Source organism: Burkholderia sp. 9777_1386 (genome assembly GCF_015712265.1).
GTDB classification, from domain to species: domain Bacteria; phylum Pseudomonadota; class Gammaproteobacteria; order Burkholderiales; family Burkholderiaceae; genus Burkholderia; species Burkholderia cenocepacia.
On sequence record NZ_JACCQB010000002.1, the window covers coordinates 134,303 to 159,820 of the forward strand.

At 67.5% G+C, this 25,518-nt stretch carries 26 protein-coding genes and 1 pseudogene; 4 read left to right on the forward strand and 23 right to left on the reverse strand.

Annotated elements, in window-relative coordinates; translation table 11 throughout:
* Positions 1–32: 32 nt before the first annotated feature.
* From H0X91_RS02640 to H0X91_RS02690, 11 genes are all read right to left on the reverse strand, one after another.
* Positions 33–527: a CvpA family protein gene (locus H0X91_RS02640; protein ID WP_006491262.1), complete on the reverse strand. Its 495-nt coding sequence runs from the start codon at positions 525–527 to the stop codon at positions 33–35.
* Positions 528–534: 7 nt separating this feature from the next.
* Positions 535–1,371, reverse strand: coding sequence for an SPOR domain-containing protein (locus tag H0X91_RS02645; RefSeq protein ID WP_034178306.1), 837 nt, complete (start codon positions 1,369–1,371; stop codon positions 535–537).
* Between the two features lie 29 nt (positions 1,372–1,400).
* Positions 1,401–2,711: a bifunctional tetrahydrofolate synthase/dihydrofolate synthase gene (gene folC, locus H0X91_RS02650; RefSeq protein WP_196432784.1), complete on the reverse strand. Its 1,311-nt coding sequence runs from the start codon at positions 2,709–2,711 to the stop codon at positions 1,401–1,403.
* Between the two features lie 99 nt (positions 2,712–2,810).
* Positions 2,811–3,683 carry an acetyl-CoA carboxylase, carboxyltransferase subunit beta gene (gene accD, locus H0X91_RS02655; protein WP_006484412.1) on the reverse strand — a complete coding sequence of 291 codons (873 nt, stop codon included), beginning with the start codon at positions 3,681–3,683 and terminating at the stop codon, positions 2,811–2,813.
* Positions 3,684–3,745: 62 nt separating this feature from the next.
* Positions 3,746–4,561, reverse strand: coding sequence for a tryptophan synthase subunit alpha (gene trpA, locus H0X91_RS02660; protein WP_060268273.1), 816 nt, complete (start codon positions 4,559–4,561; stop codon positions 3,746–3,748).
* Between the two features lie 95 nt (positions 4,562–4,656).
* Complete coding sequence (locus H0X91_RS02665) at positions 4,657–5,508, reverse strand: DNA-methyltransferase (RefSeq protein ID WP_006484405.1); 852 nt, start codon at positions 5,506–5,508, stop codon at positions 4,657–4,659.
* Between the two features lie 9 nt (positions 5,509–5,517).
* Positions 5,518–6,711 carry a tryptophan synthase subunit beta gene (gene trpB, locus H0X91_RS02670; RefSeq protein WP_006484413.1) on the reverse strand — a complete coding sequence of 398 codons (1,194 nt, stop codon included), beginning with the start codon at positions 6,709–6,711 and terminating at the stop codon, positions 5,518–5,520.
* 54 nt (positions 6,712–6,765) lie between these two features.
* Positions 6,766–7,467: a phosphoribosylanthranilate isomerase gene (locus tag H0X91_RS02675; RefSeq protein ID WP_034202598.1), complete on the reverse strand. Its 702-nt coding sequence runs from the start codon at positions 7,465–7,467 to the stop codon at positions 6,766–6,768.
* On the reverse strand, positions 7,464–8,276 hold the full coding sequence (truA, locus tag H0X91_RS02680) for a tRNA pseudouridine(38-40) synthase TruA (RefSeq protein ID WP_006495949.1): 813 nt from the start codon (positions 8,274–8,276) through the stop codon (positions 7,464–7,466). The genes H0X91_RS02675 and truA overlap by 4 nt, the downstream gene beginning before the upstream one ends.
* Complete coding sequence (locus tag H0X91_RS02685) at positions 8,276–10,390, reverse strand: FimV/HubP family polar landmark protein (protein ID WP_196432785.1); 2,115 nt, start codon at positions 10,388–10,390, stop codon at positions 8,276–8,278. Before H0X91_RS02685 ends, truA begins: the two co-directional genes overlap by 1 nt.
* 521 nt (positions 10,391–10,911) lie before the next feature.
* Entirely contained in the window at positions 10,912–11,178 is a 267-nt protein-coding gene (locus H0X91_RS02690; protein WP_124550401.1) for a hypothetical protein, read from the reverse strand.
* 26 nt (positions 11,179–11,204) lie between these two features.
* Between H0X91_RS02690 and flgE the strand changes: the two genes are divergently transcribed.
* Positions 11,205–12,449, forward strand: coding sequence for a flagellar hook protein FlgE (gene flgE / locus H0X91_RS02695; protein ID WP_196432786.1), 1,245 nt, complete (start codon positions 11,205–11,207; stop codon positions 12,447–12,449).
* A 96-nt stretch (positions 12,450–12,545) separates the two neighbouring features.
* Here flgE and asd read toward each other — a convergent pair whose 3' ends face one another.
* The 8 genes from asd to H0X91_RS02735 all read right to left on the reverse strand — a co-directional run bounded on the left by asd (position 12,546) and on the right by H0X91_RS02735 (position 19,233).
* Complete coding sequence (gene asd / locus H0X91_RS02700; protein WP_012493211.1) at positions 12,546–13,667, reverse strand: aspartate-semialdehyde dehydrogenase; 1,122 nt, start codon at positions 13,665–13,667, stop codon at positions 12,546–12,548.
* Between the two features lie 84 nt (positions 13,668–13,751).
* Complete coding sequence (locus tag H0X91_RS02705) at positions 13,752–13,871, reverse strand: hypothetical protein (protein WP_006756675.1); 120 nt, start codon at positions 13,869–13,871, stop codon at positions 13,752–13,754.
* Positions 13,872–13,989: 118 nt separating this feature from the next.
* Positions 13,990–15,057 carry a 3-isopropylmalate dehydrogenase gene (leuB, locus tag H0X91_RS02710; RefSeq protein WP_006487719.1) on the reverse strand — a complete coding sequence of 356 codons (1,068 nt, stop codon included), beginning with the start codon at positions 15,055–15,057 and terminating at the stop codon, positions 13,990–13,992.
* A 75-nt stretch (positions 15,058–15,132) separates the two neighbouring features.
* The gene (gene leuD, locus H0X91_RS02715) at positions 15,133–15,783 is read right to left on the reverse strand and encodes a 3-isopropylmalate dehydratase small subunit (protein WP_012493210.1); all 651 of its coding nucleotides are present in this window, start codon (positions 15,781–15,783) and stop codon (positions 15,133–15,135) included.
* A gap of 67 nt (positions 15,784–15,850) precedes the next feature.
* Positions 15,851–15,997, reverse strand: coding sequence for an entericidin A/B family lipoprotein (locus H0X91_RS02720; protein ID WP_006487745.1), 147 nt, complete (start codon positions 15,995–15,997; stop codon positions 15,851–15,853).
* 3 nt (positions 15,998–16,000) lie between these two features.
* Positions 16,001–17,410, reverse strand: a complete 1,410-nt coding sequence (leuC, locus tag H0X91_RS02725; protein WP_043205143.1) for a 3-isopropylmalate dehydratase large subunit — start codon at positions 17,408–17,410, stop codon at positions 16,001–16,003.
* A gap of 207 nt (positions 17,411–17,617) precedes the next feature.
* The gene (locus tag H0X91_RS02730; protein WP_059722617.1) at positions 17,618–18,373 is read right to left on the reverse strand and encodes a hypothetical protein; all 756 of its coding nucleotides are present in this window, start codon (positions 18,371–18,373) and stop codon (positions 17,618–17,620) included.
* 35 nt (positions 18,374–18,408) lie between these two features.
* Entirely contained in the window at positions 18,409–19,233 is an 825-nt protein-coding gene (locus H0X91_RS02735) for a hypothetical protein (protein ID WP_006495956.1), read from the reverse strand.
* Between the two features lie 347 nt (positions 19,234–19,580).
* Here H0X91_RS02735 and H0X91_RS02740 point away from each other — a divergent pair, with 347 nt between their 5' ends.
* The 3 genes and pseudogenes from H0X91_RS02740 to H0X91_RS34910 all read left to right on the forward strand — a co-directional run.
* Positions 19,581–19,904 (forward strand): cupin domain-containing protein, encoded by a 324-nt coding sequence (locus H0X91_RS02740; RefSeq protein ID WP_006487734.1) that lies wholly within the window; start codon positions 19,581–19,583, stop codon positions 19,902–19,904.
* Positions 19,905–20,025: 121 nt separating this feature from the next.
* Complete coding sequence (locus H0X91_RS02745) at positions 20,026–20,751, forward strand: glutathione S-transferase (protein WP_006487776.1); 726 nt, start codon at positions 20,026–20,028, stop codon at positions 20,749–20,751.
* A gap of 86 nt (positions 20,752–20,837) precedes the next feature.
* A pseudogene (locus H0X91_RS34910) lies at positions 20,838–20,996 on the forward strand (LysR family transcriptional regulator); the annotation flags it as partial.
* 87 nt (positions 20,997–21,083) lie between these two features.
* On the opposite strand, the gene H0X91_RS02750 reads toward H0X91_RS34910, so the two are convergent.
* The 4 genes from H0X91_RS02750 to H0X91_RS02765 form a co-directional block, all read right to left on the reverse strand.
* A complete protein-coding gene (locus H0X91_RS02750) occupies positions 21,084–22,616 on the reverse strand; it encodes an amino acid permease (RefSeq protein ID WP_060212533.1) in 1,533 nt (510 codons plus the stop codon).
* Positions 22,617–22,719: 103 nt separating this feature from the next.
* Positions 22,720–23,184, reverse strand: a complete 465-nt coding sequence (locus tag H0X91_RS02755; protein ID WP_006487769.1) for an Lrp/AsnC family transcriptional regulator — start codon at positions 23,182–23,184, stop codon at positions 22,720–22,722.
* Between the two features lie 98 nt (positions 23,185–23,282).
* On the reverse strand, positions 23,283–24,041 hold the full coding sequence (locus tag H0X91_RS02760) for a dimethylarginine dimethylaminohydrolase family protein (RefSeq protein ID WP_043205168.1): 759 nt from the start codon (positions 24,039–24,041) through the stop codon (positions 23,283–23,285).
* A gap of 209 nt (positions 24,042–24,250) precedes the next feature.
* Entirely contained in the window at positions 24,251–25,501 is a 1,251-nt protein-coding gene (locus H0X91_RS02765) for a DUF1479 domain-containing protein (protein ID WP_080324652.1), read from the reverse strand.
* Between the last annotated feature and the right edge of the window lie 17 nt (positions 25,502–25,518).

Genomic DNA, 25,518 nt, shown 5'->3' on the forward strand with positions numbered 1-25,518 from the left:
CAAAATCGGTTCCGTCCTGCCCGGCCGCGTCGTCACACGCGTACGTACTGGGCCATGCCGTCGGGCAGGAGCTGCTTCAGCTCGTGCACGCCCTGTTCGGCAAAAGGACGCAATAGCGCATTGCGCCAGAAATCCTGTTTGGGCAGTTCGGTCAGCCCGGCCGCCGCGACCAGCAGCACCACCAGCACGCAGCCGCGGACGAGCCCGAACATCATGCCCAGCGAGCGGTCGACGCCGCCCAGGCCACTCGCCTGCGCGATCCGCGACAGCAGCGCGTTCGCCACTCCGGCGACCAGCACGACGCCGATCACGACTAACGCGAAGGCGATCACCCACTGCGTCAGCGCGCCGCCCGGCCAGTTCGCCGGGATGTACGGCACGACCAGCCCGACGTAGCGGCCCGCGATCACGATCGCCGCGATCCAGCCGATCAGCCCGAAAATCTCGGACACGAAGCCGCGCCATGCGCCGCGCAGCGCCGACAACACGATCACCGCCAATACAGCGTAGTCGAAAGCCGTCAGCATCGTGGCATTACTGCGTCAGACCGGCTTCGCGCACCTTCGCGATCGCGGCGGAAGCCGCCGATCGATCCGCGAACGGGCCGGCACGCAACAGTGTAGCCGTGCTGCCGTCCGCCTGCTTGCGATGCTCGACATATGCGGGCACACCCGCCGATTTCAATTTGGTCGCCCACGAACGGGCCGTCGCGTCGTCCTTGAACGAGCCGAGCTGCACCGCGAAGCGCGCACCGGCCGGCGATGCCGGCGACGATGCGTCGCCGCTGTCCGGGCTCGCGGCGCCGGCATTCGCGACGGTTGCGGGCGCAGGCTTCGGCGCGGCCGGTTTCGCCGCGGGGGCGGCCGGCTTCGGCGCGGGCTTCGGCGGCGTCACGCTCGCCGTGGTGGTCGTATCGGGTTTCGCGGCCGGCTTGGCGGCATCCTTCGGCGCAGGGGCCGGTGCGGCCGCAACGGTCGTGTCGGATGCCGGCGGTTCGTCGTGGGCGACGCCCGCCTGCACGTCGGACACATCGTCGTCGCGCGGCGCGACCGCCTGGTGCGCGGGCCGGTTCGGGATGTCGATCGCGATGTCGTCCGTGACCGGCTTCGGGTGCGAGTCGAGCACCATCGGCAGCACGATCACCGCGGCCACGACGAGCGCGATCGCGCCGACGAGGCGCCGGCGTGCGCGTTGCTTTTCTGGAAGGGTCGGATCGAGGAGCAGTGCGTCCGATTCCGGACGCTCGGTGCGGCGCGGGCGCCGCTCGACGCGTTCAGTGCGCTCCGTGCGCACGTTCCGGGAAGCCCCGGTGCGACCGCCGCGCCGCGGGGGCGCGTCGTCGTCTTTTTTGCCGAACGAGAAAATTCCCATGAATGGCTGAGTCCGAAACTGCCCGTCAGTCAGTGTTGCTGCGATTTACGGTAGGCCAGCACGCCGGCAACCGTATGGAAACTGCCGAAAACCACGATTCTATCATTCTCGGATGCTCTTTTTAGTGCATCGCGAAACGCTTCCGCAGGCGACGCGTAGCGCGTCACGCTCGAATCGGGCCCCTCCTCCACGCCAGCCTTGCGCAGCGCGGCTTCGAGCTGCTCCGCGGAGGCCGCGCGCGGCAGCGGCAGGTCGGTCACGCACCAGTGGTCGATCTCGCCCTTCAGGTGCTGCAGCACGCCGTCGATGTCCTTGTCGTGCATCGCGCCGAACACCGCGTACGTGTACGGGAAGAAGCCCATGTTGCCGAGGTTCTGCTCGAGCACGGCCGACGCATGCGGATTGTGCGCGACGTCGAGCACGATCGCCGGCTTGCCGGGCAGCACCTGGAAGCGCCCCGGCAGCTCGACGTTCGCCAGCCCGAGCCGGATGTCCTGCGCGGACACCGGCAGCACCGGGCGCAGCGCCTCGAGCGCGGCGAGCGCGGCCGACGCATTGATCAGCTGATTCGCGCCGCGCAGCGCCGGGTACGCGAGCGCCGGATAGCGCTTCTCGCGGCCGAGGTAGCTCCATTGCTGGCGCTCGGCGCCCGCTTGCGCCTCGTAGCGGAAATCGCGGCCGACGAGCCACAGGTCGGCGCCAATCGCTTCGGCGTGGTCGATCAGCGTCTGCGGCGCGGCCGGATCGCCGCAGATCGCCGGCTTGTCGGCGCGGAAGATCCCGGCCTTCTCGAACGCGATCTTCTCGCGCGTGTCGCCGAGGTATTCGGTATGGTCGATGTCGATGCTCGTGACGATCGCACAATCGGTATCGATGATGTTGACCGCATCGAGCCGGCCGCCGAGGCCGACTTCGAGGATCACCGCGTCGAGCCCGCGCGCCGCGAACAGATGCAGGATCGCGAGCGTCGTGAATTCGAAATACGTGAGCGACACGGGCTCGGCCAGCGACGTGCGCGCGGCTTCGACGGCCTCGAAGTGCGGCAGCAGTTCGTCATCGGTCACGTTCTGTCCGTTCACGCGCGCGCGCTCGTTGAATTCGAGCAGGTGCGGCGACGTGTGGCAGCCGACCTTGTAGCCCGCGCGCACGAGGATCGTCTCGAGGAATGCGCAGGTCGAGCCCTTGCCGTTCGTGCCGCCGACGGTGATCACCGGGCACGCGAATTCGAGCTGCAGCGCCGCCTTGACCTGCCCGATGCGGGTCAGGCCCATGTCGATGCCGACCGGGTGCGCGCGTTCGAGATGCGAAAGCCACGCGTCGAGAGTGGGAAAAGTGCTCATCGGATCAAATCTGGATCGGTACCGTCACTACGCCAAAAAACGAAGCGCGCCGCCTGACGCTGGAGCCAGGCGACGCGCGGAGTCACAACCTTGCGCCGGTCAGGCCAGCGCGTCGGCCGGCTGTCGCTGCAGCAGCGCGAGCAACTGCGCGATCTCGTCGCGCATCTTGCGACGATCGACGATCATGTCGATCGCGCCGGTCTTCAGCAGGAATTCGGCGCGCTGGAAACCTTCCGGCAGTTTCTCGCGGACCGTCTGCTCGATCACGCGCGGGCCGGCGAAGCCGATCAGCGCCTTCGGCTCGGCGATCACGACGTCGCCGAGGAATGCGAAGCTCGCCGACACGCCACCCATCGTCGGGTCGGTCAGCACCGAGATGAACGGCAGCTTCGCCTCGGCGAGCTTGGTCAGCATCGCGGTGGTCTTGGCCATCTGCATCAGCGACAGCAGGCTTTCCTGCATCCGCGCGCCGCCCGATGCGGTGAAGCAGATGAACGGCACGTGCTGCTCCAGCGCGTTCTGCGCGCCGCGCGCGAAGCGTTCGCCGACGACCGAGCCCATCGAGCCGCCCATGAACGAGAACTCGAAACAGGCCGCGACGACGGGCAGCGTGTGGATCGCCCCGCCCATCACGACCATCGCGTCGGTCTCGCCGGTTTCGTCCATCGCTTCCTTCAGACGATCGGGGTACTTGCGGCTGTCCTTGAACTTCAGCGTGTCGACCGGCACGATTTCCTGGCCGATTTCATAGCGGCCTTCCGGATCGAGCAGCCCGTCGAGGCGCTCGCGTGCACCGATGCGCATGTGGTGATCGCACTTCGGGCACACGTGCAGGTTCGCGTCCACGTCGTTGCGATAGAGAACGGCCTCGCAGGACGGGCACTTGACCCACAGGCCTTCCGGAATGCCCTTGCGGCTTTTCGGGTCGGTCTGCTTGATCTTCGGCGGCAACAGTTTGTCGAGCCAGCTCATCGTATGGTTTCCTGTTCCGTGGCGGGGCGGGCCGACCGGCCCGTTCCCGCTTCCTGTTGTGTTTATCGCGCCGTCTTGCCCGCGCCGTCCAGCGCGGCACGCAGCTCGGCAATGAAAGACTTCAGCGCGGCGGCGGCGCCTTCCGGCGCGGCGCTCTCGAGCAGCTGCACCAGGCGGCTGCCGATCACGACGGCATCCGACACTTCGGCCACCGCGCGCGCCGTTTCGGCGTCGCGGATACCGAAGCCGACGCCCACCGGAACCGGCACGCGCGACTTGATGGCCGGGATTTTACCTGCAATGCTCGAAACATCCAGATTTCCCGCGCCGGTCACGCCCTTGAGCGACACGTAATACACGTAGCCGCTCGCGATCTTGCCGACGTCGGCAATGCGCTCGTCGGTCGACGTGGGCGCCAGCAGGAAGATCGGATCGATCTGCGCGGCGCGCATTTTCTCGGCGAAAACACCGGCCTCTTCCGGCGGATAGTCGACCACCAGCACGCCGTCGACGCCGGCCGCGTGCGCTTCGGCCGCGAACGCGTCGACCCCCATCCGTTCGATCGGGTTCGCATAGCCCATCAGCACGACGGGGGTTTTGGGGTCGGTTTCGCGGAAACGCTTCACGTCGGCGAGCACGCTCTTCAACGTGACGCCGCGCGCGAGCGCGCGTTCCGACGAGCGCTGGATCACCGGGCCGTCGGCCATCGGGTCCGAGAACGGCACGCCGAGTTCGATCACGTCCGCGCCGCCTGCGGCGAGCGCGTGCATGAATTCGACGGTTTTCGCGGGATCGGGGTCGCCGGCCGTGATGAACGGGATCAGGCCCTTACGGCCTTGTTCGGCGAGCGCGGCGAAGGTCTGCTGAATACGGGACATGGCAATTTTCCTGTGTCGATCCGGAGCTGGCGCTTCAGCGCTTGCTCCGGTCTCATACGATGTATGCGTTGCGTTCGGCGACGCGGCGGCGCGACTCACGCGCACGCCGGCGCGGCGAGCGCGCTCACGCGCTCGTGCGCGATCGCACAATAGCTTTCGTTGATCTCGTAGCCGACGAAGTCGCGCCCCTGCCGTGCGCAGGCCACCGCGGTCGTGCCGCTGCCCATGAACGGATCGAGCACGCGGCCGCCCGGCGGGCAGCTTGCGAGCACCATCCGCTCGATGATTTCCAGCGGCTTCTGGGTCGGATGATCGACGCGCTCCGCGTGCTGCCGGTGCAGGCGCGAGACCGACCAGACGTCCTTCGGGTTGTAGCCCATCTCCAGCCACTTGCTGCCTTCGAACAGCTTGCGCGAGCGGGCCTTCTTCGTGTCGGCGTCGTACGGGATGCGGACCGGATCGAGATCGAAGTAATACGCTTTGGAAACCGCGAAAAAGCCGATGTTGTCGTGCACCGACGTGAAACGGCGCGTCGTGCCGCCCATGCTCGGCACGCGCCGGTCCCAGATGATCTCGTTGACCATCGTGAGTTTCGTCTTCAGGAAACTGAAGATTTCCGGCGCGTACTGCCACGTGCAGAAGATGTACATCGACCCGCTCGGCTTCAGCTTCGGAATCGCGAGGTCGAGCCACTCGCGCGTCCACGCGAGGAAGTCGTCGCCCGAACGCTTGTCCGAATCGTTGCCGTAGTCCTTGCCGAGCCCGTACGGCGGATCGGCGACGATCAGGTCGATCGACGCATCCGGCAGGTGCGCGGCGTGGGTCAGGAAATCGCGGTTGTGCAGCTCGATACCGGACGGCAGCGCGCGCGGCACGGCAGCGGCGGGCTGAACCGCCTCCGCCTCGCTCGCGGCGCCGCCGCCCGGCTCTTCGATCAGGTCACGCATCGGTCGGGGTCAGAGCTCGATGCCCGATCGCTCGGCGACCGTGTGCATGTCCTTGTCGCCGCGGCCCGACAGGTTGACGAGCAGGATCTTGTCCTTCGGCAACGTCGGCGCGAGCTTCACGCCATACGCGATCGCGTGGCTCGACTCGAGCGCGGGAATGATCCCCTCGATCCGGCAGCAGTCGTGGAACGCCTTCAACGCCTCGTCGTCGCTGATCGGCACGTACTGCGCGCGGCCGCTGTCCTTCAGCCATGCGTGCTCGGGGCCGACGCCCGGATAGTCGAGGCCCGCCGACACCGAATGCGTCTCGATGATCTGGCCGTTGTCGTCCTGCAGCAGGTACGTGCGGTTGCCGTGCAGCACGCCCGGGCTGCCGGCGATCAGCGATGCCGCGTGATGGCCCGTATCGAGGCCGTCGCCGGCCGCTTCGACGCCGATCAGCTGCACCGAGGTATCGTCGATGTACGGATAGAAGATGCCCATCGCGTTCGACCCGCCGCCCACGCACGCAATCACCGCGTCCGGCTGCCGGCCGGCGAGCTCGGGCATCTGCACCTTGCACTCGTCGCCGATCACGCGCTGGAAGTCGCGCACCATCATCGGATACGGGTGCGGGCCCGCGACCGTGCCGATGATGTAGAACGTGCTTTCGATGTTCGTGACCCAGTCGCGCATCGCTTCGTTCAGCGCGTCCTTCAGCGTGCGCGAACCCGATTCGACCGGCACGACGGTCGCGCCGAGCAGCTTCATCCGGTAGACGTTGGCGGCCTGCCGGCGCACGTCCTCCGAGCCCATGTAGACGACGCATTCCATCCCGAAGCGCGCGCAGATCGTCGCGGTCGCGACGCCGTGCTGGCCGGCGCCGGTTTCCGCGATCACGCGCTTCTTGCCCATGCGCTTCGCGAGCAGCGCCTGGCCGATCACGTTGTTGATCTTGTGCGCGCCCGTGTGGTTCAGGTCTTCGCGCTTCAGGTAGATCTGCGCGCCGCCGAGCATCTCGCTCCAGCGCTGCGCGTGATAGATCGGCGACGGGCGGCCGACGAAATACTTCAGCTCGCGCTCGAATTCGGCGACGAAGTCGGGATCGTTCTGGAACTTTTCATACGCCGCGCGCAGTTCGTCCAGCGCGTGAATCAGCGTCTCGGCGACGAACACGCCGCCATACGGGCCGAAATGGCCGCGATCATCAGGAAGGTTGTACATGGTGTCTCTCTCGATCGGTCGGTGCGCCCGCTTTGGGGGTCGCACCGGCTTGCATCACCCGGCGTCCGCTGCGCGCACCGCGCGTACGAACGCCGCCATCCGGGCGTGATCCTTCACGCCCTTCGCGCCCTCCACTTCGATGCCACTCGAGACATCGACAGCAAACGGACGCAGCTGGCGGATCGCATCACCGACGTTTTGCGCGTTCAAGCCACCACTCAAAACGGCCCGACGCGCGAGCTCTGCGGGAATAAGAGACCAATCGAAGACCTTGCCGCTACCGCCGTAATCCGGCACCAGGGTGTCGAACAGGAGGCCGCGCGCTTTCGAATAATGAAGAGCCGATTCTACCAAATCGGCACGCTGCGTCGAGGGGCCGACGCGTACCGCGCGCAACCACGGCAGGCGTGCCGCGCGGCCAAGTGCGTCGCACTGCTCCGGCGTCTCGTCGCCGTGGAACTGCAGCACCGTGAGCGGCACGTCGCGCACGACGGCTTCGATCTCGGCTTCGGTCGCATTCACGAACAGCCCGACCACCGAGACGAACGGCGGCGCGAGGCTCGCCAGCTCGGCCGCCTGCGCGATCGACACCGCGCGCGGGCTCTTCGGGTAGAACACGAGGCCGATCGCATCGGCGCCGAGCGCCGCCGCGTGCAGCACGTCCTCGGGGCGCGACAGCCCGCACAGCTTGATGCGCGTGCGCGGCGCCAGGCCAGCCGCGGCGGAAGTCGAAGAAGACACGGCGTGCTCCGTCATGTTTGTGGGTCCAGATCCGCCCAGACGCTGCTCCACGGCACGCTGCCGAGCTGCGCGGGCGGGACGGCGAATTCCGCCGGGTAGCCGACGTGGGCGAGGTACAGCCCGTCGGCCATGAACGTGGGCGCCGCGAGATTGCGGTCGCGCCCGGCCAGCACGTCGGCGAGCCAGTCGGCCGGATAGCGGCCGCGCCCCACCGCGACGAGGCAGCCCATCAGGTTGCGCACCATGTGGTGCAGGAACGCGTTGGCGCGGAAGCGGAAATGGATGAAATGCCCCGCGCGCCGCACGTCGATCTGATACAGGTGTTTGACCGGCGTCTTCGACTGGCATTCCGACGACCGGAACGACGAAAAGTCGTGCTCGCCGATCAGGTACGCGGCGGCGGCGCGCATCGCGTCGTCGTCGAGCGGCGTGTGGATCCAGCCCGCGCGCCCGGCCAGCATCGGCGAACGCACCGGATGCACGTACAGCGCGTAGTAATAGGTGCGCTCGAACGCCGAAAAGCGCGCATGGAACGTGTCCGGCATCGGCTTCGCCCACTGCACCGACACGGTCGGCGGGAGGAACGCGTTGGTGCCGCGCACCCACGAGAACACCTCGCGCTCGAGCTCCGTGTCGAAATGCACGACCTGCCCGAGCCCGTGCACGCCGGTGTCGGTCCGCCCCGCCACCGTCGTGTGCAGCGGCACCCGCGCGAACTCGGCCAGCGCATGTTCGAGCCGGTCCTGCACGGTCTTGCCGTGCGGCTGCGCCTGCCAGCCGCAGAACGCCGCGCCGTCGTACTGGATGCCCAGCGCGATCCGCATCACGCCTCGTCCGCCAGTTTCGCGAGCAGCGCGCGCGCATCGTCGCGCGTCGCGGCGTCGTTCGCGTCGACCACTTCCTGCAGCAGCGTGCGCGCGCCGGACAGGTCGCCCAGTTCGACGTACTCCGCCGCGAGATCGAGCTTGTTGCGGGCGATGCGCGCGAGCTCGTCCGCGGTGAGCGCAGGCAGCGCGGCGCCCGGCGTGGACGGCAGGTCGAGATCGAAATCGAGCTTCAGCGCGCCGAACTGCGCGCCGCCGAGCGCCGGCAGCGACGACGTCGCGGGCGGCTGGCCCGCGTGGCCGGCAGGCGTCGCGGCGTCCGGGTCCCAGTCGAACTCGTCGTCCTGGTCGGCCGGATGTTCCGGCGTCGTCTCACCCGAGCCAATCGGCGGGTGCTGGGCGGATTGACCGTTAGTTGCGATTTTATCGGCGTCGGGCTGCGCTTCCCGCGCCGCGCGTTCCTCCGGCGTCAACGACGGCTCGTCTGTCGCCCGCGGCGGCAACGGCATGTCGAGACTGTTGAGCGCGCTGATCGCGTTCTGCATCAGCGTCGCGTGCTGCGCTTCGGTGCTCGAAGGCGCGATGGACGCCGCGGGCGGCTCGGCCGGCTGATCGGCGGCGGTGTTTTTTTCCGCTGGCGCCGCGTCGTGCGGCGCCTCGGCCGAAACCGGAGTCGCGTCGTTCGCGGGCGACTCCGCCGCATGAGCAGACGGCAATTCGGGCGACTCGTCGCGCGGCGGTGCCGTCACTTCGGGTGCGGGCGAGGTGTCCGCTGCGGGCGGCTCGATGGTCTCCGCCGCCGCCGCAGTCGCCGCAGCGAGGTTCATGTCGGACGCCGCATCGCGCGCAACCGGCATCTCGGGCGTGATCGGCAGTTCGCGCTCGACGGACGGCGCGGCTTCCGCTTCCGCGGCACCGCCTGCCGCGACCGTAGCCGTACCCGCATCATCCGCGCGGCGCCCCTTGCGGCGCTTGCGCCACGCGAAGCCGGCCGCGAGCACGATCACGGCAGCGCCGGCCACGGCGGCCGGACGCCAATCCATCTGTTCGGGACGACGTGCAGGTGTCGCGACGGGCGCGACCGGCTGCACGGACGCCGATGCCGGTTGCGGCGCGCTGGCTGCCACGCCCGACGCGGCTTCGCTTGCCGTCGATGCGGCGGCCGACGCACCGGCGTCGTTCGCGGCCGGACGCGGCGCGGCGGGCACCGGAGCCGGCGCCGGCGCGACGCCGGTCGTCGTGGCCGGCTTGCCGATGCCGTGCTTCTGCAACTCCATCAGCACGCGATTCTTCAGCGCCAGCAATTGCTGCAGGCTCGACGGCCGCGGCTGCGACGCACTCACGGCGGGCGCTGCGCCGGCCGGTTCGTGCACGCCGGAAACCGGGCCGCCCGGCACCGCCTGCCCCGCGGCGTCGCTCGTGGCCGACGGCGCCGACTGGATCGCGCCGCTCCATACGTGCGGGCCGCTTGCCCCGGCCGTAGGCGCCGCCGACTGCATGCCGTCGACAGCCGACGCGCCATGTGCGACCGACGCCCCGTTCGAAGAGGCACCGCTCGAAGCCGATGCCCCCGCCGCCGTCGCGGCACTCGCGCCGCTCACCGGCGTTGCATGCTGGGCAGGCGCCACCGGCGCGGACTGCACGGCCGAGCCGGCATGCGGCGCCGACGCGCCATGCTGCGCGATCACCGCCGCGCCCGATGCGGCGGCGGGCGCGGAAGCGGCCGTCGTCCCGGAGGCAGCGGATGCGCCGGCCGGCGCGAGCGCCGCGCCGGTGGCGTCGAGCGCGGGCACCGTCAGCGTCGCGCCGACTTTCAGGCGGCTCGCGTCGCGCTTCATGAACGCCTGCGGATTGGCGTCGAACAGCGCACGGCCAGCGCGCGCGAGCACGCCCGGATCGTGCGATTGCGTGGCCGCTTTCGCGATGTCGTTCAGCGACTGGCCCGGCTGGACCGTCACGGTAAGCGGAGCGGCGGCGCCGGCAGCGGACGCCGGCAGTTCGCCGGCGCCGACTGCCCATGCCGATGCGGCTGCGCCGAGCGCCAGGATCGCCAGCGCGCCACGCACGGCGCGCGACAGACGGGACTGACGCGGAAACAAGGAAATTCGGGACATCGTTGGCTCTATCGCCGCGCGCGGGCGCGGCTCGGATTCACGGTTGGAAGCGTCAATAAAGTGGCTGCAGAAATGCAAAAGCGTCGCGCGGAACGCGACGCTTTCGGCGGGTCTGTGCGTCGTAACCGCGTAGTTTACTTCACACGATCGGGTTCCGGCCGAATTCGTCGCCGGCAGGTGCAACCGGGCGCGGGGTAGGCGCTCGTGTCGCGCGGCCGCGCCTGTCGTAGTCCATGCATCCGATCGATCAGGACGAACCTGCGTGCCGCAGGCGAAAGCCGTCTCGCAGCAGCGTCGCGCCCCTGTCGGAGGAAGCGGCTTTCCGGCGCCGACCCAGCGTCCGCCGCAGGATCACGACGACAGAATCGCAGGGATTTTCTCAACAATCCGCCCTGCCCGCCGTTAATGAACTAGCCGCCGAAAATCAAAACAAATCCTGATCGGCGCTTAATCCCGCTCCCGACAAATTTCAATTCGTCGATAAGAAGGCAATTCCCCTCTCTTATCGGAGAAATGAAAATTTACACGGCCAAAGCCCCACCCCATAAGGCTTTCACCGCCTTACGCCCACGCCATTGCTCATACAAAAGCGATCGTTTCTGCATCAATTCAATTACATTACACAAAATTACACAGACCAAATAATCGCCGTCGATACGATCGCCTTCAAACAGGAATCGGCATCTTTCGACCTCGCGCCTGCACATGCCGGAAAGGCGGGCGCGCGCGGCCGGGCTGATGCCGTGAGGTACCGGAGGGTCATCGCGCAGTCGCACGACTGCATTCACTCACCAGCTCGTTACGGGGACCGAACATGGGCTATCAGCAGGGCTTGAGCGGATTGGCCGGTGCGTCGAGCAATCTCGACGTCATCGGCAACAACATCGCGAACGCAAACACGGTCGGCTTCAAGCAGGGACGCGCGAACTTCGCCGACATGTACGCGAATTCGGTCGCGACGTCGGTCAACACGCAGATCGGCATCGGCACGCGGCTCGCGTCGGTGCAGCAGAATTTCGGCCAGGGGACGATCAATTCGACGAAGTCGTCGCTCGACGTCGCGATCAACGGCAACGGCTTCTTCCAGATGTCCAGCAACGGCGTGACCACGTACTCGCGCGACGGCACGTTCCATCGCGACAAGAACGGCGCGATCGTCGACGCGCAAGGCCGCAACCTGATGGGCTATGCGGCGGGCGCCGGCGGCGTGATCAACACCGCGCAGACCGTGCCGCTCCAGGCGCCGACCAACAACATCGCGCCGCGCGCGACGAGCAAGATCACCGGCCAGTTCAACCTGAACGCGCAGGACAAGGTGCCGGCCAAGACGCCGTTCAACGCGACCGACAACACGACGTACAACTACAACTCGTCGATCCAGGTCTACGACACGCTCGGCGGCCCGCAGCAGGTCACGATGTACTTCGCGAAGAGCGCGGCCGGCACGTGGCAGGCCTACGCGGGCGTGCAGGGCCAGACGCCGACGAATCTCGGCACCGTCACGTTCGATGCGTCGGGCCGGATCAGCTCGACGACGTCGGCCGCGACCGGCCAGCCGACGCCGAGCCTCGGCCAGTTCGCGTTCTCGATCCCGAACACAACGGGCGGCGCCAATCCGCAGAACCTGACGCTCGACCTGGGCGGCACGACGCAGTACGGCGGCAAGGACGGCGTGACCAATCTCGCGCAGGACGGCTTCGCGAGCGGCACGCTGACGACGTTCTCGATCGGCACCGACGGCAAGCTGACCGGCAACTACTCGAACGGCCAGAGCGCGGTGCTCGGCCTGATCGCGCTCGCGAACTTCAACAACCCGAACGGGCTCGTGAACATCGGCGGCAACCAGTATGCGGAAACGGCCGCGTCTGGCGTGCCGCAGATCGCCGCGCCGGGCAGCACGAACCACGGCACGCTGCAGGGGAGCGCGCTGGAAAATTCGAACGTGAACCTGACGACCGAGCTCGTGAACCTGATCACCGCGCAGCGCAATTACCAGGCGAACGCGCAGACGATCAAGACCCAGCAGGCGGTCGACCAGACGCTGCTGAACCTGCGTTGACCCGCGCATGAAAAACGCGCCGCGCCGGCCCCGGATCTCGAGGCCGACGCGGCGCGTCGTGTCGTGCAGCCCGGCCCGCTGGCCGGACAGCCGTGCTTACTTGTCGAGCAGGATGCGCAGCATGCGGCGCAGCGGCTCGGCCGCGCCCCACAGCAGCTGATCGCCGACCGTGAACGCCGACAGGTATTCGCCGCCCATCGCGAGCTTGCGCAGGCGGCCGACCGGCACCGTCAGCGTGCCGGTGATCTTCGCCGGCGACAGGTCGCGCATCGACGCTTCACGCTCGTTCGGCACGACCTTCACCCAGTCGTTCGCGGACGCGAGGATGCCGTTGATTTCGTCGAGCGGCACGTCCTTCTTCAGCTTGATCGTCAGCGCCTGCGAATGGCAGCGCATCGCACCGATCCGCACGCACAGCCCGTCGACCGGGATCGCACCCGGCTCGCCCATCGCCGGCTTGCCGAGGATCTTGTTGGTTTCCGCGCCCCCCTTCCACTCTTCCTTCGACATCCCGTTGCCGAGATCCTTGTCGATCCACGGGATCAGCGAACCGGCGAGCGGCACGCCGAACTGGCTCGTCGGCATCGCGTCGCTGTTCATCGTCGCGAGCACGCGGCGGTCGATGTCGAGGATCGCGGAAGCCGGATCGGCGAGCTGCTCCTGCACCGAACCATGCAGCGCGCCCATCTGCGACAGCAATTCGCGCATGTTCTGCGCGCCCGCGCCGGATGCGGCCTGGTAGGTCATCGCCGTCATCCAGTCGACGAGGTTCTCGCGGAACAGGCCGCCGAGCGCCATCAGCATCAGGCTGACCGTGCAGTTGCCGCCGATGAAGTTCTTCGTGCCCTTGACGAGCGCGTCCTTGATCACGTCGAGGTTGACCGGATCGAGGATGATGACCGCGTCGTCCTTCATCCGCAGCGACGACGCCGCGTCGATCCAGTAGCCGTTCCAGCCGGCCGCGCGCAGCTTCGGGAACACGTCGTTCGTGTAGTCGCCGCCCTGGCACGTGATGATCACGTCGCACTTCTTCAGCTCGTCGACGTTGGTCGCGTCCTTGAGCGTAGTCTCGTTTTTCGCGAACGACGGCGCCTTGCCGCCCGTGTTGCTGGTGCTGAAGAACACCGGTTCGATCAGGTCGAAATCGCCCTCTTCCTGCATGCGCTGCATCAGGACGCTGCCGACCATGCCGCGCCAACCTACGAGACCTACGTTCATGACTAACCCTTTGCTTGAATGGAGCTTCCCCGCCATTTCCGTCCCCGCGTGACCGCGCGGGGAAACAGGCGGGCACGACGGCGATCAGCGTTTAATGATCGTTTTCGTGGTAATGGTTTTCGTGATGACGATGGCGCGCGCACCCGCACGGGCAGTGTTGCCGTGGAGTTTCAGGACCGGGGAGATCAGGGAAATCAGCGCCATCGTTCGAGTCTACACAAAGCCGCTGGCCCGCACAACGGCCAACGGTGCGCGAACCGGCCGATTTTTACGGCCCGTTCGCGCCCTTTTCATCTTGGTTACCGGACTTCGATCCGTCCGCTTACAGCGCCGCGACCACCGCGTCGCCCATCGCCGCCGTGCCGACCTGCTTGCAGCCCGGCGTCGCGATGTCGCCCGTGCGATAACCCTGTTCGAGCACCGTTTTCACCGCACGCTCGATGCGATCGGCCTGCTCGGCGCGATTCAGCGAGTAGCGCAGCAGCATCGCGGCCGACAGGATCGTCGCGAGCGGGTTCGCGATGCCCTTGCCGGCGATGTCCGGCGCCGAACCGTGCGACGGCTCGTACAGGCCCTTGTTGTTCTTGTCGAGCGACGCCGACGGCAGCATGCCGATCGAGCCCGTCAGCATCGACGCTTCATCCGACAGGATGTCGCCGAACATGTTGCCCGTGACGATCACGTCGAACTGCTTCGGCGCCTTCGCGAGCTGCATCGCCGCGTTGTCGACGTACATGTGCGACAGCTCGACGTCCGCGTATTCCTTCGACACGTCGATCATGATGTCGCGCCAGAACTGCGACGTCTCCAGCACGTTCGACTTGTCGACCGACAGCAGCTTCTTCGCGCGCTTTTGCGCGGCCTGGAACGCGACGTGCGCGATGCGGCGCACTTCCGGCTCCGAATAGCGCATCGTGTCGAAGCCTTCGCGCGCGCCGGCGAACGGGCCGTCCGGCGCCGCGCGCACGCCGCGCGGCTGGCCGAAGTAGATGTCGCCGTTCAGTTCGCGCACGATCAGGATGTCGAGGCCCGCGACGAGCTCCGGCTTCAACGGCGACGCATCGACGAGCTGCGGATAGCAGATCGCCGGGCGGAAGTTCGCGAACAGCTCGAGGTGCTTGCGCAGCCCGAGGATCGCCTGCTCGGGGCGCAGCGCGCGCTCCAGCGAGTCGTACTTCCAGTCGCCGACCGCGCCGAACAGGATCGCGTCGGCCTGCTTCGCGAGCGCCAGCGTCGCGTCGGGCAGCGGATGGCCGCTCGCCTCGTAGCCCGCGCCGCCGACCGGCGCCTGTTCGAGTTCGAACGTCTCGTCGAGTGCGTTCAGCACCTTCACGGCTTCATTGACGATTTCCGGACCGATGCCGTCGCCGGGCAGCACTGCAATCTTCATGCGAAATTCCTGACTGGGTAGGTTGTTGGGGAGACAGGCCGGCGAGCGCGCGCACGGCGCACCCGCCACGCGCGATCAGCCGACCAGCTTCGTGTTGAGCCACGGCTGCTTCACGAGCCGCTCCGCTTCGAACTGGCGGATCTTGTCCGCGTGGCGCAGCGTGAGGCCGATGTCGTCGAAGCCGTTCAACAGGCAGTACTTGCGGAACGCGGTGATCTCGAACGGATACTCGCGGCCGTCGCCCGCGCGCACGACCTGCGCGTCGAGGTCGATCGTCAGCTGGTAGCCGTTGAACGCATACGTGTCGTTGAACAGGTGATCGACCTGCTGCTCGGTCAGCACGATCGGCAGCAGGCCGTTCTTGAAGCAGTTGTTGAAGAAGATGTCCGCGAAGCTCGGCGCGATGATCGCGCGGAAGCCGTACTGCTGCAGCGCCCACGGCGCGTGCTCGCGCGAGCTGCCGCAGCCGAAATTCTTGCGGGCGAGCAGCACCGATGCGCCCTGGTAGCGCGGCTGGTTCAGCACGAAGTCCGGGTTCAGCGGACGCTTCGAGTTGTCCTGCCCCGGCTCGCCGTGATCGAGGTAGCGCCATTCGTCGAACGCGTTCGGACCGAAGCCCGTGCGCTTGATCGACTTCAGGAACTGCTTCGGGATGATCGCGTCCGTGTCGACGTTCTCGCGATCGAGCGGCGCCACGACGCCGGTATGTACAGTGAATTTTTCCATGATCCGTCTATCCGGTTGAAGGGCCGGCACGCGGCCGGCGCCCATCGACAAATTCTCGGTGGCGGTGTCAGTCCGCGGCGCGCTTCAGCGCGTTGCCGGCGGCGTTGACGTCCTCGCCGAAGCCTCGGACGGTATTGCAGCCCGCGAGGCCGAAGCCCAGCCCCGCCAGCGCCAGCGCGGCAACCAGCCGCGCGATGACCTTCGATGCCGTCACGCGTTACCCCAGCTGGCGAATGTCGACGAAGTGGCCTTCGATCGCCGCGGCCGCCGCCATCGCGGGGCTCACGAGGTGCGTGCGGCCGCCCGCGCCCTGCCGGCCTTCGAAGTTGCGGTTCGACGTCGACGCGCAGCGCTCGCCCGGATCGAGCCGGTCGGCGTTCATCGCGAGGCACATCGAGCAGCCCGGCTCGCGCCATTCGAAGCCCGCGTCGGTGAACACCTTGTCGAGCCCTTCGCGCTCGGCCTGCGCCTTCACGAGGCCCGAGCCCGGCACGACCATCGCGAGCCGCACGTTCGACGCGATGCGACGGTTCAGCTTCTTCACGACATACGCGGCCGCGCGGATATCCTCGATCCGTGCATTCGTGCACGAGCCGATGAAGATCTTGTCGACCTTGATCGATTCGATCGGCGTGTTCGGCTCGAGCGCCATGTACGCCAGCGCGCGCTCCATCGCGTCGCGCTTGACCGGATCCTTCTCGCGCTCGGGATCGGGCACGCGACCGTCGATCGACGTGACCATTTCCGGCGACGTGCCCCACGTGACCTGCGGGACGATCTCGGCCGCGTTCAGCTCGACCACGCGGTCGAAGTGCGCGCCGTCGTCCGACTTGAACTGGCGCCAGTATTCGACGGCCTGATCCCATTCCGCGCCGGTCGGCACGAACGGACGGCCCTTCAGGTAGTCGATCGTCGTGTCGTCCACCGCGACCATGCCCGCGCGCGCGCCGGCTTCGATCGCCATGTTGCAGACGGTCATGCGGCCTTCCATCGTCAGCGCGCGAATGGTCGAGCCGCCGAATTCGATCGCGTAGCCGGTGCCGCCCGCGGTGCCGATCTTGCCGATGATCGCGAGCACGATGTCCTTCGCGGTGCAGCCGCGCGGCAGTGCGCCCTCGACCTTCACGAGCATGTTCTTGCTCTTCTTCTGCAGCAAGGTCTGCGTCGCGAGCACGTGCTCGACTTCCGACGTGCCGATGCCGTGCGCGAGCGCGCCGAACGCGCCGTGCGTCGACGTATGCGAATCGCCGCACACGATCGTCATGCCCGGCAGCGTCGCGCCCTGTTCCGGCCCGATGATGTGGACGATGCCCTGGCGCACGTCGTTCATCTTGAACTGGGTGATGCCGAATGCGTCGCAGTTCGCGTCGAGCGTGTCGACCTGCAGCTTCGAGACGGGATCGGCGATGCCGTGGCTGCGGTCCGTGGTCGGCACGTTGTGGTCCGACACGGCCAGGTTCGCGCTGATGCGCCACACCGGGCGCTGCGCCATCTTCAGCCCTTCGAATGCCTGCGGGCTCGTGACTTCATGCAGCAGCTGACGGTCGATATAGAGCAGGGTCGTGCCGTCTTCCTCGGTGTGGACCACGTGGGTGTTCCACAGTTTGTCGTAGAGAGTCTGTGCCATGGGTATGCGGGGTCGTTGTGACTACAAGCCTTGCGGATGCGGTCGATTATGCCACGCAGAACGCGTCGCGGCGCAGGCCGGACGCGAAAAAACCCATTAAAAACAGTGGTTTGGCTGGTAGTGCCAATACCTGTATCGGCATTACCCGCCAACATGTGGCACGCACGATCCGGCGCGCGGCGATCGCGCGCGGGGTGCGCTGCGCGTCTAGCCGCCCGGATATTCGCGATTGATCAGGTCGAGCCGCAGCATCGCGAGCTGCATGCCGGCATTGCTCATCAGGTAAAGATCGCGCCGCCGCATCGCCGGCTGCTGGGCCGATGCATCATAGGCGCCGGGCAGCGCCAGTCCGGCCGGCACCGCCGCCTGCATCCCCGCCGCATTCGACATGCGCACGGCGATCGACGCCTGATCGCGATGCGTGACCACGCCGACCTTGCCGAGCGCCGCGGCCGAACCGGCCTGCCTGACGATCGCGGCGGCGACGCCGTCGGGTGTCGGTATCGGGCTGCCGGCGACCGCGGCAGGCGTCGCGATCGACGTCACGCCGGCCGTCAGTCCGTACTTCGACGCGAGCACGCTCGCGACTTCCTGCTGCGCGAAAACCGGCACCGCGGCTTTCTGCCGAAGCTGGAACACGGCGTCGGCGATGGCCTCGTTCACGGGGCCCGGCAGCGGCGCGGCGGCCGATGACCCGGCGCGGCTGCCGAAGCCGAACGCGACGATCGTGTTGACGCCGGCCGCGTCGACGGACGGCGGCGTCCACGCGAAAAACGTGTCGAGCAGGTAACCGGTTTCGTCGGCGGCAGTCGCGCGATCGTTCAGTTCGTTCGTCAGCTTGCCGAGCATCTGGCGCTGCAGTTCCGCATCGGAAACGGGGGCGTCGCTTGCGAACGCGGGCGCGGCGGCGCACGAGGCGGCGAGCAATGAAGTGGAGGCGAGAAAATGGCGGCGGTTCGTCATGGTCACGGAATTCGAATGGGAAACGACGGAAGGCATCAGCCTTTCGGGAACGCCTGCATCGTCGCGGTCATCGCGTGCGTCAGCATCTGCGCATACATGTCGTGCACGAGATAGAGGCTGCGGTTGCGCGTCCACGGCTGGCCCGACTGCGGGTCGTACGTGGTCGGCAGCGGCACCTCGGCGACCGCGGCCGCCTGCATGCCCGCCTGCCGCGAGGTCTGGATGCAGCGCTTCGCATGATCGCGATGGCCAACCACCGCGACGGTGCCCATCGCGGCCGCGCCGCCCGCACGCGATACCGCCACGGCCGCGACGCCCGCGGTGCTCAGGTAGACGATCGAGCCGTCGCTCGCAATCACCGGTTCGATCGACGACAGCACGTCGGCGCCCAGCCCGTATTTCGATACGAGAAAGCGCGCGATTTCCCACTGCGCGTAGACCTTGACCGGTTTCAACTGGCGGATGCGGTACACGGCGTCCGCGAGCGCTTCGTTGACGGGCCCCGGATCGGGCAGCGCGGACTGGTTGCCGCCGGTGCTCGACGTATTGCCGCTCGCCGCGTTCGGACGATTGCCGAAGCTGTACGCGACGATCGCGCCGATCTGCGCGGCCGGCACCGTCGGCAGCGCCCACGTGAAGCCGACATCGGTCATCGCCGGCACGATCGCGTCGACCGTCGCCGCATCGTCGAGCTGGGCGTTCAGTTTCGCGGACATCTGCGCGGCGAGCGCGGCGTCGCCGATCGGCGCCGACGTGACGTCGTCGCCGCCGCCGCATGCGCCGAGGAATGACGCCGCCGCGACGGCCGGCGCGGCGGACAGGAATGTTCTGCGGGACGAGGCCGGGGGATGCTGACTCATGGGTGCGAGATGAAAGGAGGCGAATGACGAGCGCGCCTGACGACAGGCAGGACCGCCGGATTTCGCGGAATCAAGGGGAAAGGCAACGGCAGCCACGCATGAAACGGCATCGCGACGCATCACCGATCGGCGAAGCGCGATCGTAGGCGGCGTTGGTTAAATTGGAGTGAAAATGCCGATCGAATCCGCTCGGCTACCGCTCCGTTTCGCCGATGGTCGAAGCCGTTTCATCCGTGGCGAGCGCATCGCCCCTTGTTTCGCCGGTGGCCGGCGCGGGGTTTCGACGTATCGACGCGCGCGCTACGATGACGCAACGCACGTTCCCGTGATCCGGACCCGGAGCCCTCATGAAGCTCGGCCTGAAAGAATCGCTTGCGCGCCTCGACGACGCAGGCACGCTGTTCACGACGCTGTTTCACCACGGCACGCTCGACGTCGAGCTGTACCGGCCGCGCATCGAGGATCGGCAGACGCCGCACGTACGCGACGAGGTCTACGTGATCGCCGCCGGCACGTCGCGCTTCGTCGTCGACGGGCGTGAATGCGACGTCGCGGCCGGCGACGCGCTGTTCGTCCCCGCGCACGCCGAGCATCGCTTCGTCGGCTTCTCCGACGATTTCTCGACATGGGTGTTCTTCTACGGCCCCGAAGGCGGCGAACGCGGCGCGTGACGCGCGACGCCCGCGGCACTTTCCCCGCGATCTCCTAGACTGTCTATTCGCAGCGGGAGCCGCATGGCCGCCCCGCCTTCATGCAGCCGGCAGCATTCGGTTCAACGAACAGGAGAACAGCATGCGATATGAACTCTATTACTGGCCCGAGATCCAGGGCCGCGGCGAGTACGTACGGCTCGCGCTCGAGGCCGCCGAAGCCGACTACGTCGACGTCGCGCGCGAATCGGGGCGCGGAATGGGCGTGACGGCCATGATGCGCATGATGGACAGCACGCAGGCCGAATGCGTGCCGTTCGCACCGCCGTTCCTGAAGGCGGGCGACGTGGTCGTCGGGCAGACCGCGAACATCCTGCTGTTTCTCGGCGCGCGGCTCGGGCTCGCGCCCGACGACGAAGCCGGCCGGCTGTGGGTGCATCAGATCCAGCTGACCGCCGCCGATTTCATCACCGAGATCCACGACACGCACCATCCGATCGGCAGCGGCCTGTACTACGAGGACCAGAAAGCGGAAGCGGCCGAGCGCGCGGCCGATTTCCTCGAGAACCGGCTGCCGAAGTTCCTTGGCTACTTCGATCGCGTGCTCGAACAGAATCCGCACAAGAACGGTTATATCGCGGGCAACGCGCTCAGCTATGCGGACCTGACGATGTTCCAGTTGATCGAGGGGCTGCGCTATGCGTTCCCGAAGGCGATGAAGCGCGCGGAGCGCAAGGTCGCGGCGCTCGTCGCGCTGCACGATCGCGTCGCGGAGCATCCGCCCGTCGCGCGCTACCTGGCATCGGAGCGCCGCATCCCGTTCAACGACATGGGGATCTTCCGGCACTATCCGGAGCTGGACAAGTAACGGCGGCGTACGCGTCGTTCACGCGGCGACCGCCGTCTCGTGCAGGTGGCGCCACACGATCAGGCCGTCCGCTTCGCGCCGGAACACAGGACGATCTCGCAAACGGCACGCTGGTCGACGCGCTGCCCGCGTACCGGTTTCCGCAGCAGAACGTCTACGCGCCGTACGTCGCGACGCGACACGTGCCGCAGAAGGTACGCGCATGGGTGGATTTCATGAAGGCGCAGTTGAAGCAGGCACGCTGACCGAAACGCGCGTGGCGGCACGGCTCGTTCGACGGAGGCCATGCGATTCGCGCCGGCTCCCGTCGCCTCGCCGTCGCCCGCCGGCGATCAGCGCGGCTGCCCGTGCTGCGAGGCCGCCGCGTCGACGGCCTCGACCGAGCGCGTGAGCCACGGCCCGATGTCCATCTCTTCGTAGCGCACGAGCCGGCTCTTGCGCGCGCGGCGATACGCCCACCAGATCGCGACGAACAGCGGAATCCACACATAGATCGACAGTACTTCCATCCAGTCGATGCGCGCCGCGAAGAATGCCTGGTAATCCTGGCCCAGCGAAATCACGATGCAGATCGCGATCGCGAACAACGGCCCGAACGGAAACCATTTCGCGCGATACGGCAGCTGGTCGAGCCGATAGCCCTGCTTCAGGAATCCCTTGCGGAACCGGTAATGGCAGACCGCGATGCCGAGCCACGCGATGAAGCCGGTGATGCCGACCGTATTCAGCAGCCACAGATAGATGCGCTGGTTGCTGGTCAGCGACGTGAGGAAGCACAACCCTCCGACGGCCATCGTCGCGTACAGCGCGTTGCGCGGCACGCCGCCCGGCGACAGCGTCGCGAACATGGCCGGCGCGCGCCCCTCCGATGCGAGGTTGTACAGCATCCGCGTCGCCGCGTAGGTGCCGGAATTGCCGGCCGACAGCACGGCCGTCAGGATCACCAGGTTCATCGCGCCGGCCGCGAGCGGGAACCCCGCATGGCTGAACACCAGCGTGAACGGGCTCACGCCGATGTCGGTCACGTCGCTCTTCAGCAGGTTCGGATCGGTGTACGGCACCAGCAGGCCGATCACGAAGATCGCGAGCACGTAGAACAGCATGATCCGCCAGAAAATCTGCTTCACCGCGCGCGGGATCGTCTTGCGCGGGTTTTCCGATTCGCCGGCCGTGATGCCGACCAGCTCGGTGCCGAGGAACGAGAAGCCCGCGATCAGCGCGACGCTCATCATCGCGTGCACGCCGCCGACGAACGGCGCGTCGCCGGTCGTGAAGTTGCGCCAGCCGACCGGATGCCCGGTCCCGAGCACGCCGGCCGCGATCAGCAGCCCGGCCGCGATGAATGCGATCACGGTGACGACCTTGATCAGCGAGAACCAGTATTCCGATTCGCCGAAGCCGCGCACCGACAGCGTATTGAGCAGGAAGATCAGCACGAGGAAGCTCGCGCCCCACCACACGCCGGGCACCGACGGAAACCAGTAGCGCATCACGATCTGCGCGGCGACCAGCTCGATCGCGATCGTCACCGCCCAGCTGTACCAGTAGGTCCAGCCGAGCGCGACGCCGAAACCTTCGTCGACGTACTTCTCGCCGTAGATCGCGAACGAGCCCGATACCGGCATCAACGCGGCCATCTCGCCGAGCCCGGTGACGACGAAATAGACCATGATTCCGATCGCGAGATACGCGGCGATCGCCCCGCCCGGCCCCGCCTGCGCGACCGACGCGCCCGACGCGACGAACAGCCCCGTGCCGATCGAACCGCCGATCGCGATCATCGCGATGTGGCGGCCCTGCAGACGACGCTTCAGCGTCGCCCCGGACGACGCGGCCGTCTCCGCTGCCGCTTGCATAGCATCCATAGTGTTCACCCTGATTGTGATCCGGTCAGCCAAATTTGATTTGGAATGCAAATCGATCGACCTGGTCATTCGCCTCGAAACCGGCCCTGCCGGGCCGGTCGCATCACACGACGCTGCGCTTGATCGCCTGCAGTTCGGCCGTCGTCACGATCTTCTCGATCCGGAATCGCGGGCTTTCCAGCCATACGTTCGCGATCCGCCGGTACTCGTCGAGATCCTCGCATGCGAGCCGCACGAGAAAATCGAACGTGCCGCTGACGAGCCAGCAATCGAGCACGGCCGGATTCGCGCGCATTTCCTCCTCGAACGGCGCCTGCGAACGCCCGTGGTCGGCCAGCACGATCTGCGCGATCACGACGATCGGCTTGGTCGCGCGCGGCGCCTTGATCACCGCGCGATACCCTTCAATCACGCCGAGCGCCTCGAGCCGCTCCACGCGCGCCTGGCACGGCCGCGGCGTGAGGTTCACGAGCTCCGACAGCTTCCGGTACGAGATTCGCCCGTCGGTACGCAGGATGTCGAGGATCCGGAGATCGATCTTGTCGAGCTGCATCTTCTTGTCGGTCATCCGCGTTCGCTCCGGTCGGGTCGTGGCTGGTGCGCGGAACGTGTGCCGTTCCGCGCGGGGGCCACATTATCCGGCCGAAGCGGCCGCGCGCCAATCGGCTAGAACCGCAGCGACAGGCAGGTCAGGCCGCCGTCCATCTTGCGGAACTCGCTCGTGTCGATCACGTGCAGCGGCATGCCGAGCGACGCGATCGCGTCATGCACGCGCGGATAGCCGGCCGGCGTGATCAGCGTACCGTTCACGCGCAGCGTGTTGCCCGCGTATTCGTCGGCGGCCGAGATCGCGATCCGGCGATAGTCGGCGAATGCCGGATGCGCGGCCAGCGCGTCGGTCACGAGCAGCGTGTCGTCGCCGAGCGCGTTGACGACCGATTTCAGGTGCAGGCCGGCGCCGACCGGCACCGCGACGACCGAATAGCCATGGCGCGACACCAGCGCGTCGAACGCGGCGATGCCTTCCGCGTCGGTGCGGCTCGTCAGGCCGATGAAGAAGCGCTTGCCGACCTGCATCACGTCGCCGCCGTCGAGACGGCCGGACTGCATCGGCAGCAGTTCGCGATGCGCGGCGAGCGCCGCTTCGATATGAACCGTCTCGCCGCGCCGGGCAGGCGCGCCGGGACGCGTGATCACCGCGAATTCCGGCGTGACGACGGCGACGTCCTCGACGAAGTGCGAATCGGGAAACGCCTCCAGCGGCGGCAGTTCGGTCAACTCGACGCCGAGCGTGCGCAGCGCGTCGCAGTACGCGTGGAACTGCGTGAGCGTCTTGTCGTAATCGGGTGCGCCGAGTTCGGCGGTGGTCAGGCCCGCGCCGCAGGACGGCGCGGGACGGCGAACGATCGCTTGCGTGAATTGCATCGACTCCTCCATGGTCTGCGCCGCTTCCGTGCGGCGCACGGGCCGGCGGCGTTGTGTCCGGACCATTATCGGAAGCCAAATTGCGCCATTCGCGTCGATTTCGGCGGCGCCGACAGCCGATTGCGTCGAATTGCGTGCACCACGCAGCGGATTCGGCAGACGGCCCGCCCGCGGTCTTGCACACGTCCGCTTTCGCCGCCGCACGCGCGTTACGCGCCGGGCGCGAACCCCATCTGTGAACGGCCGAGCGGCGTGAGATCGCCCTCCCCCGCGCGGCCGTCGAAATCGACTTCGAAATGATCGGCCGGGAAATCGGGCGGGCTGTCGCCGCGCAGGAACGCGGAACGCTGGCGTTGCAGGTACGCGTCGTTCTTCGCGCAGCCGGGCGCGGCCGCAATGTACATCACGTTGCTGTCGCCGCTGCCGCGATGCGCATCCTCGACCGCATGCACGACGTCGCCGTGCCAGAACACCGCGTCGCCCGGCGCCATGTGCGGGATCGGCACCAGCGCATCGAGCAGCAGCGCGTGCCATTCCGGGCGAATCGACAGCGCGCGGCCGGGACGCGCGCCGCACAGGTCGTCGTCGGCGACGTCGTCCTGCAGCGCGCGCAGCACGACATAGGCCATCGCGTTCGCGACCGGAATCAGCTGCAGCGTGCCGTCGCCAGGCCCTTGCGGCGTCAGCGCGGTCCAGCCCTGGAACGTGCGGAACATCGAACACACGGCCGGCGACGGAATCTCCTCGACGTCGGGTCGGAACGCCGCATCGAACGGATCGTAATCGCGCCAGCGGCCGGCCAGCACGTGACGATAGACCTGCCGAAAATTCGCGCCGAGCCAGCGCTCGACGGAACCGCCGTCGACATGCGGCGACAGCCCGAGCGACGTCGAACCGGGCGGCCGGCGGCGAATCCGGTCCGCATACGCGGGCACCTGGTCGGGATCGAAATGCGTGCGCGCGCCGTCCGCATGCCGCCACAAGCGGTTCAGAAACACGCGCGCCTGCGTGAGCGCCGGCGACTGGCGCGCAGCCACCTGCGGCTTCGACCAGTAGACGCCGTAAATCTGCGGCTTGCCCGACGCGAGATTGCCGAAGTAACGGTCCTCCGCGCGTGCATGCAGCCGCTCGGCGAAACGGTTCGCATCCAGATACGCGCCGATCTCGTCGTTCCAGTCGCTTGCCTGCCGCGCATCGAACACGCCGCGGATCACGACCGCGCCATGCGTGCGGATCGCGGCAAGTGCGTGCGGATCGACGCTCCCGTCCGCGATATCCGCGAACGGCACGACCGGAATCACGTCATGGCCATGCGCGTGCGCGCGGCGGATCGCGTTGACCTGCCGTGCAATGTCGCCTTCGAGTTCGCGGAACGTGGCCGCGTAACCGGGCAAGTCGGCGCGCAGCGCCCGTTTCGCCGCGCGAATCGCGGCGGGCAGATCGTCAATCGTCAGTTGCATCGTCGTCTCCTCGCTGA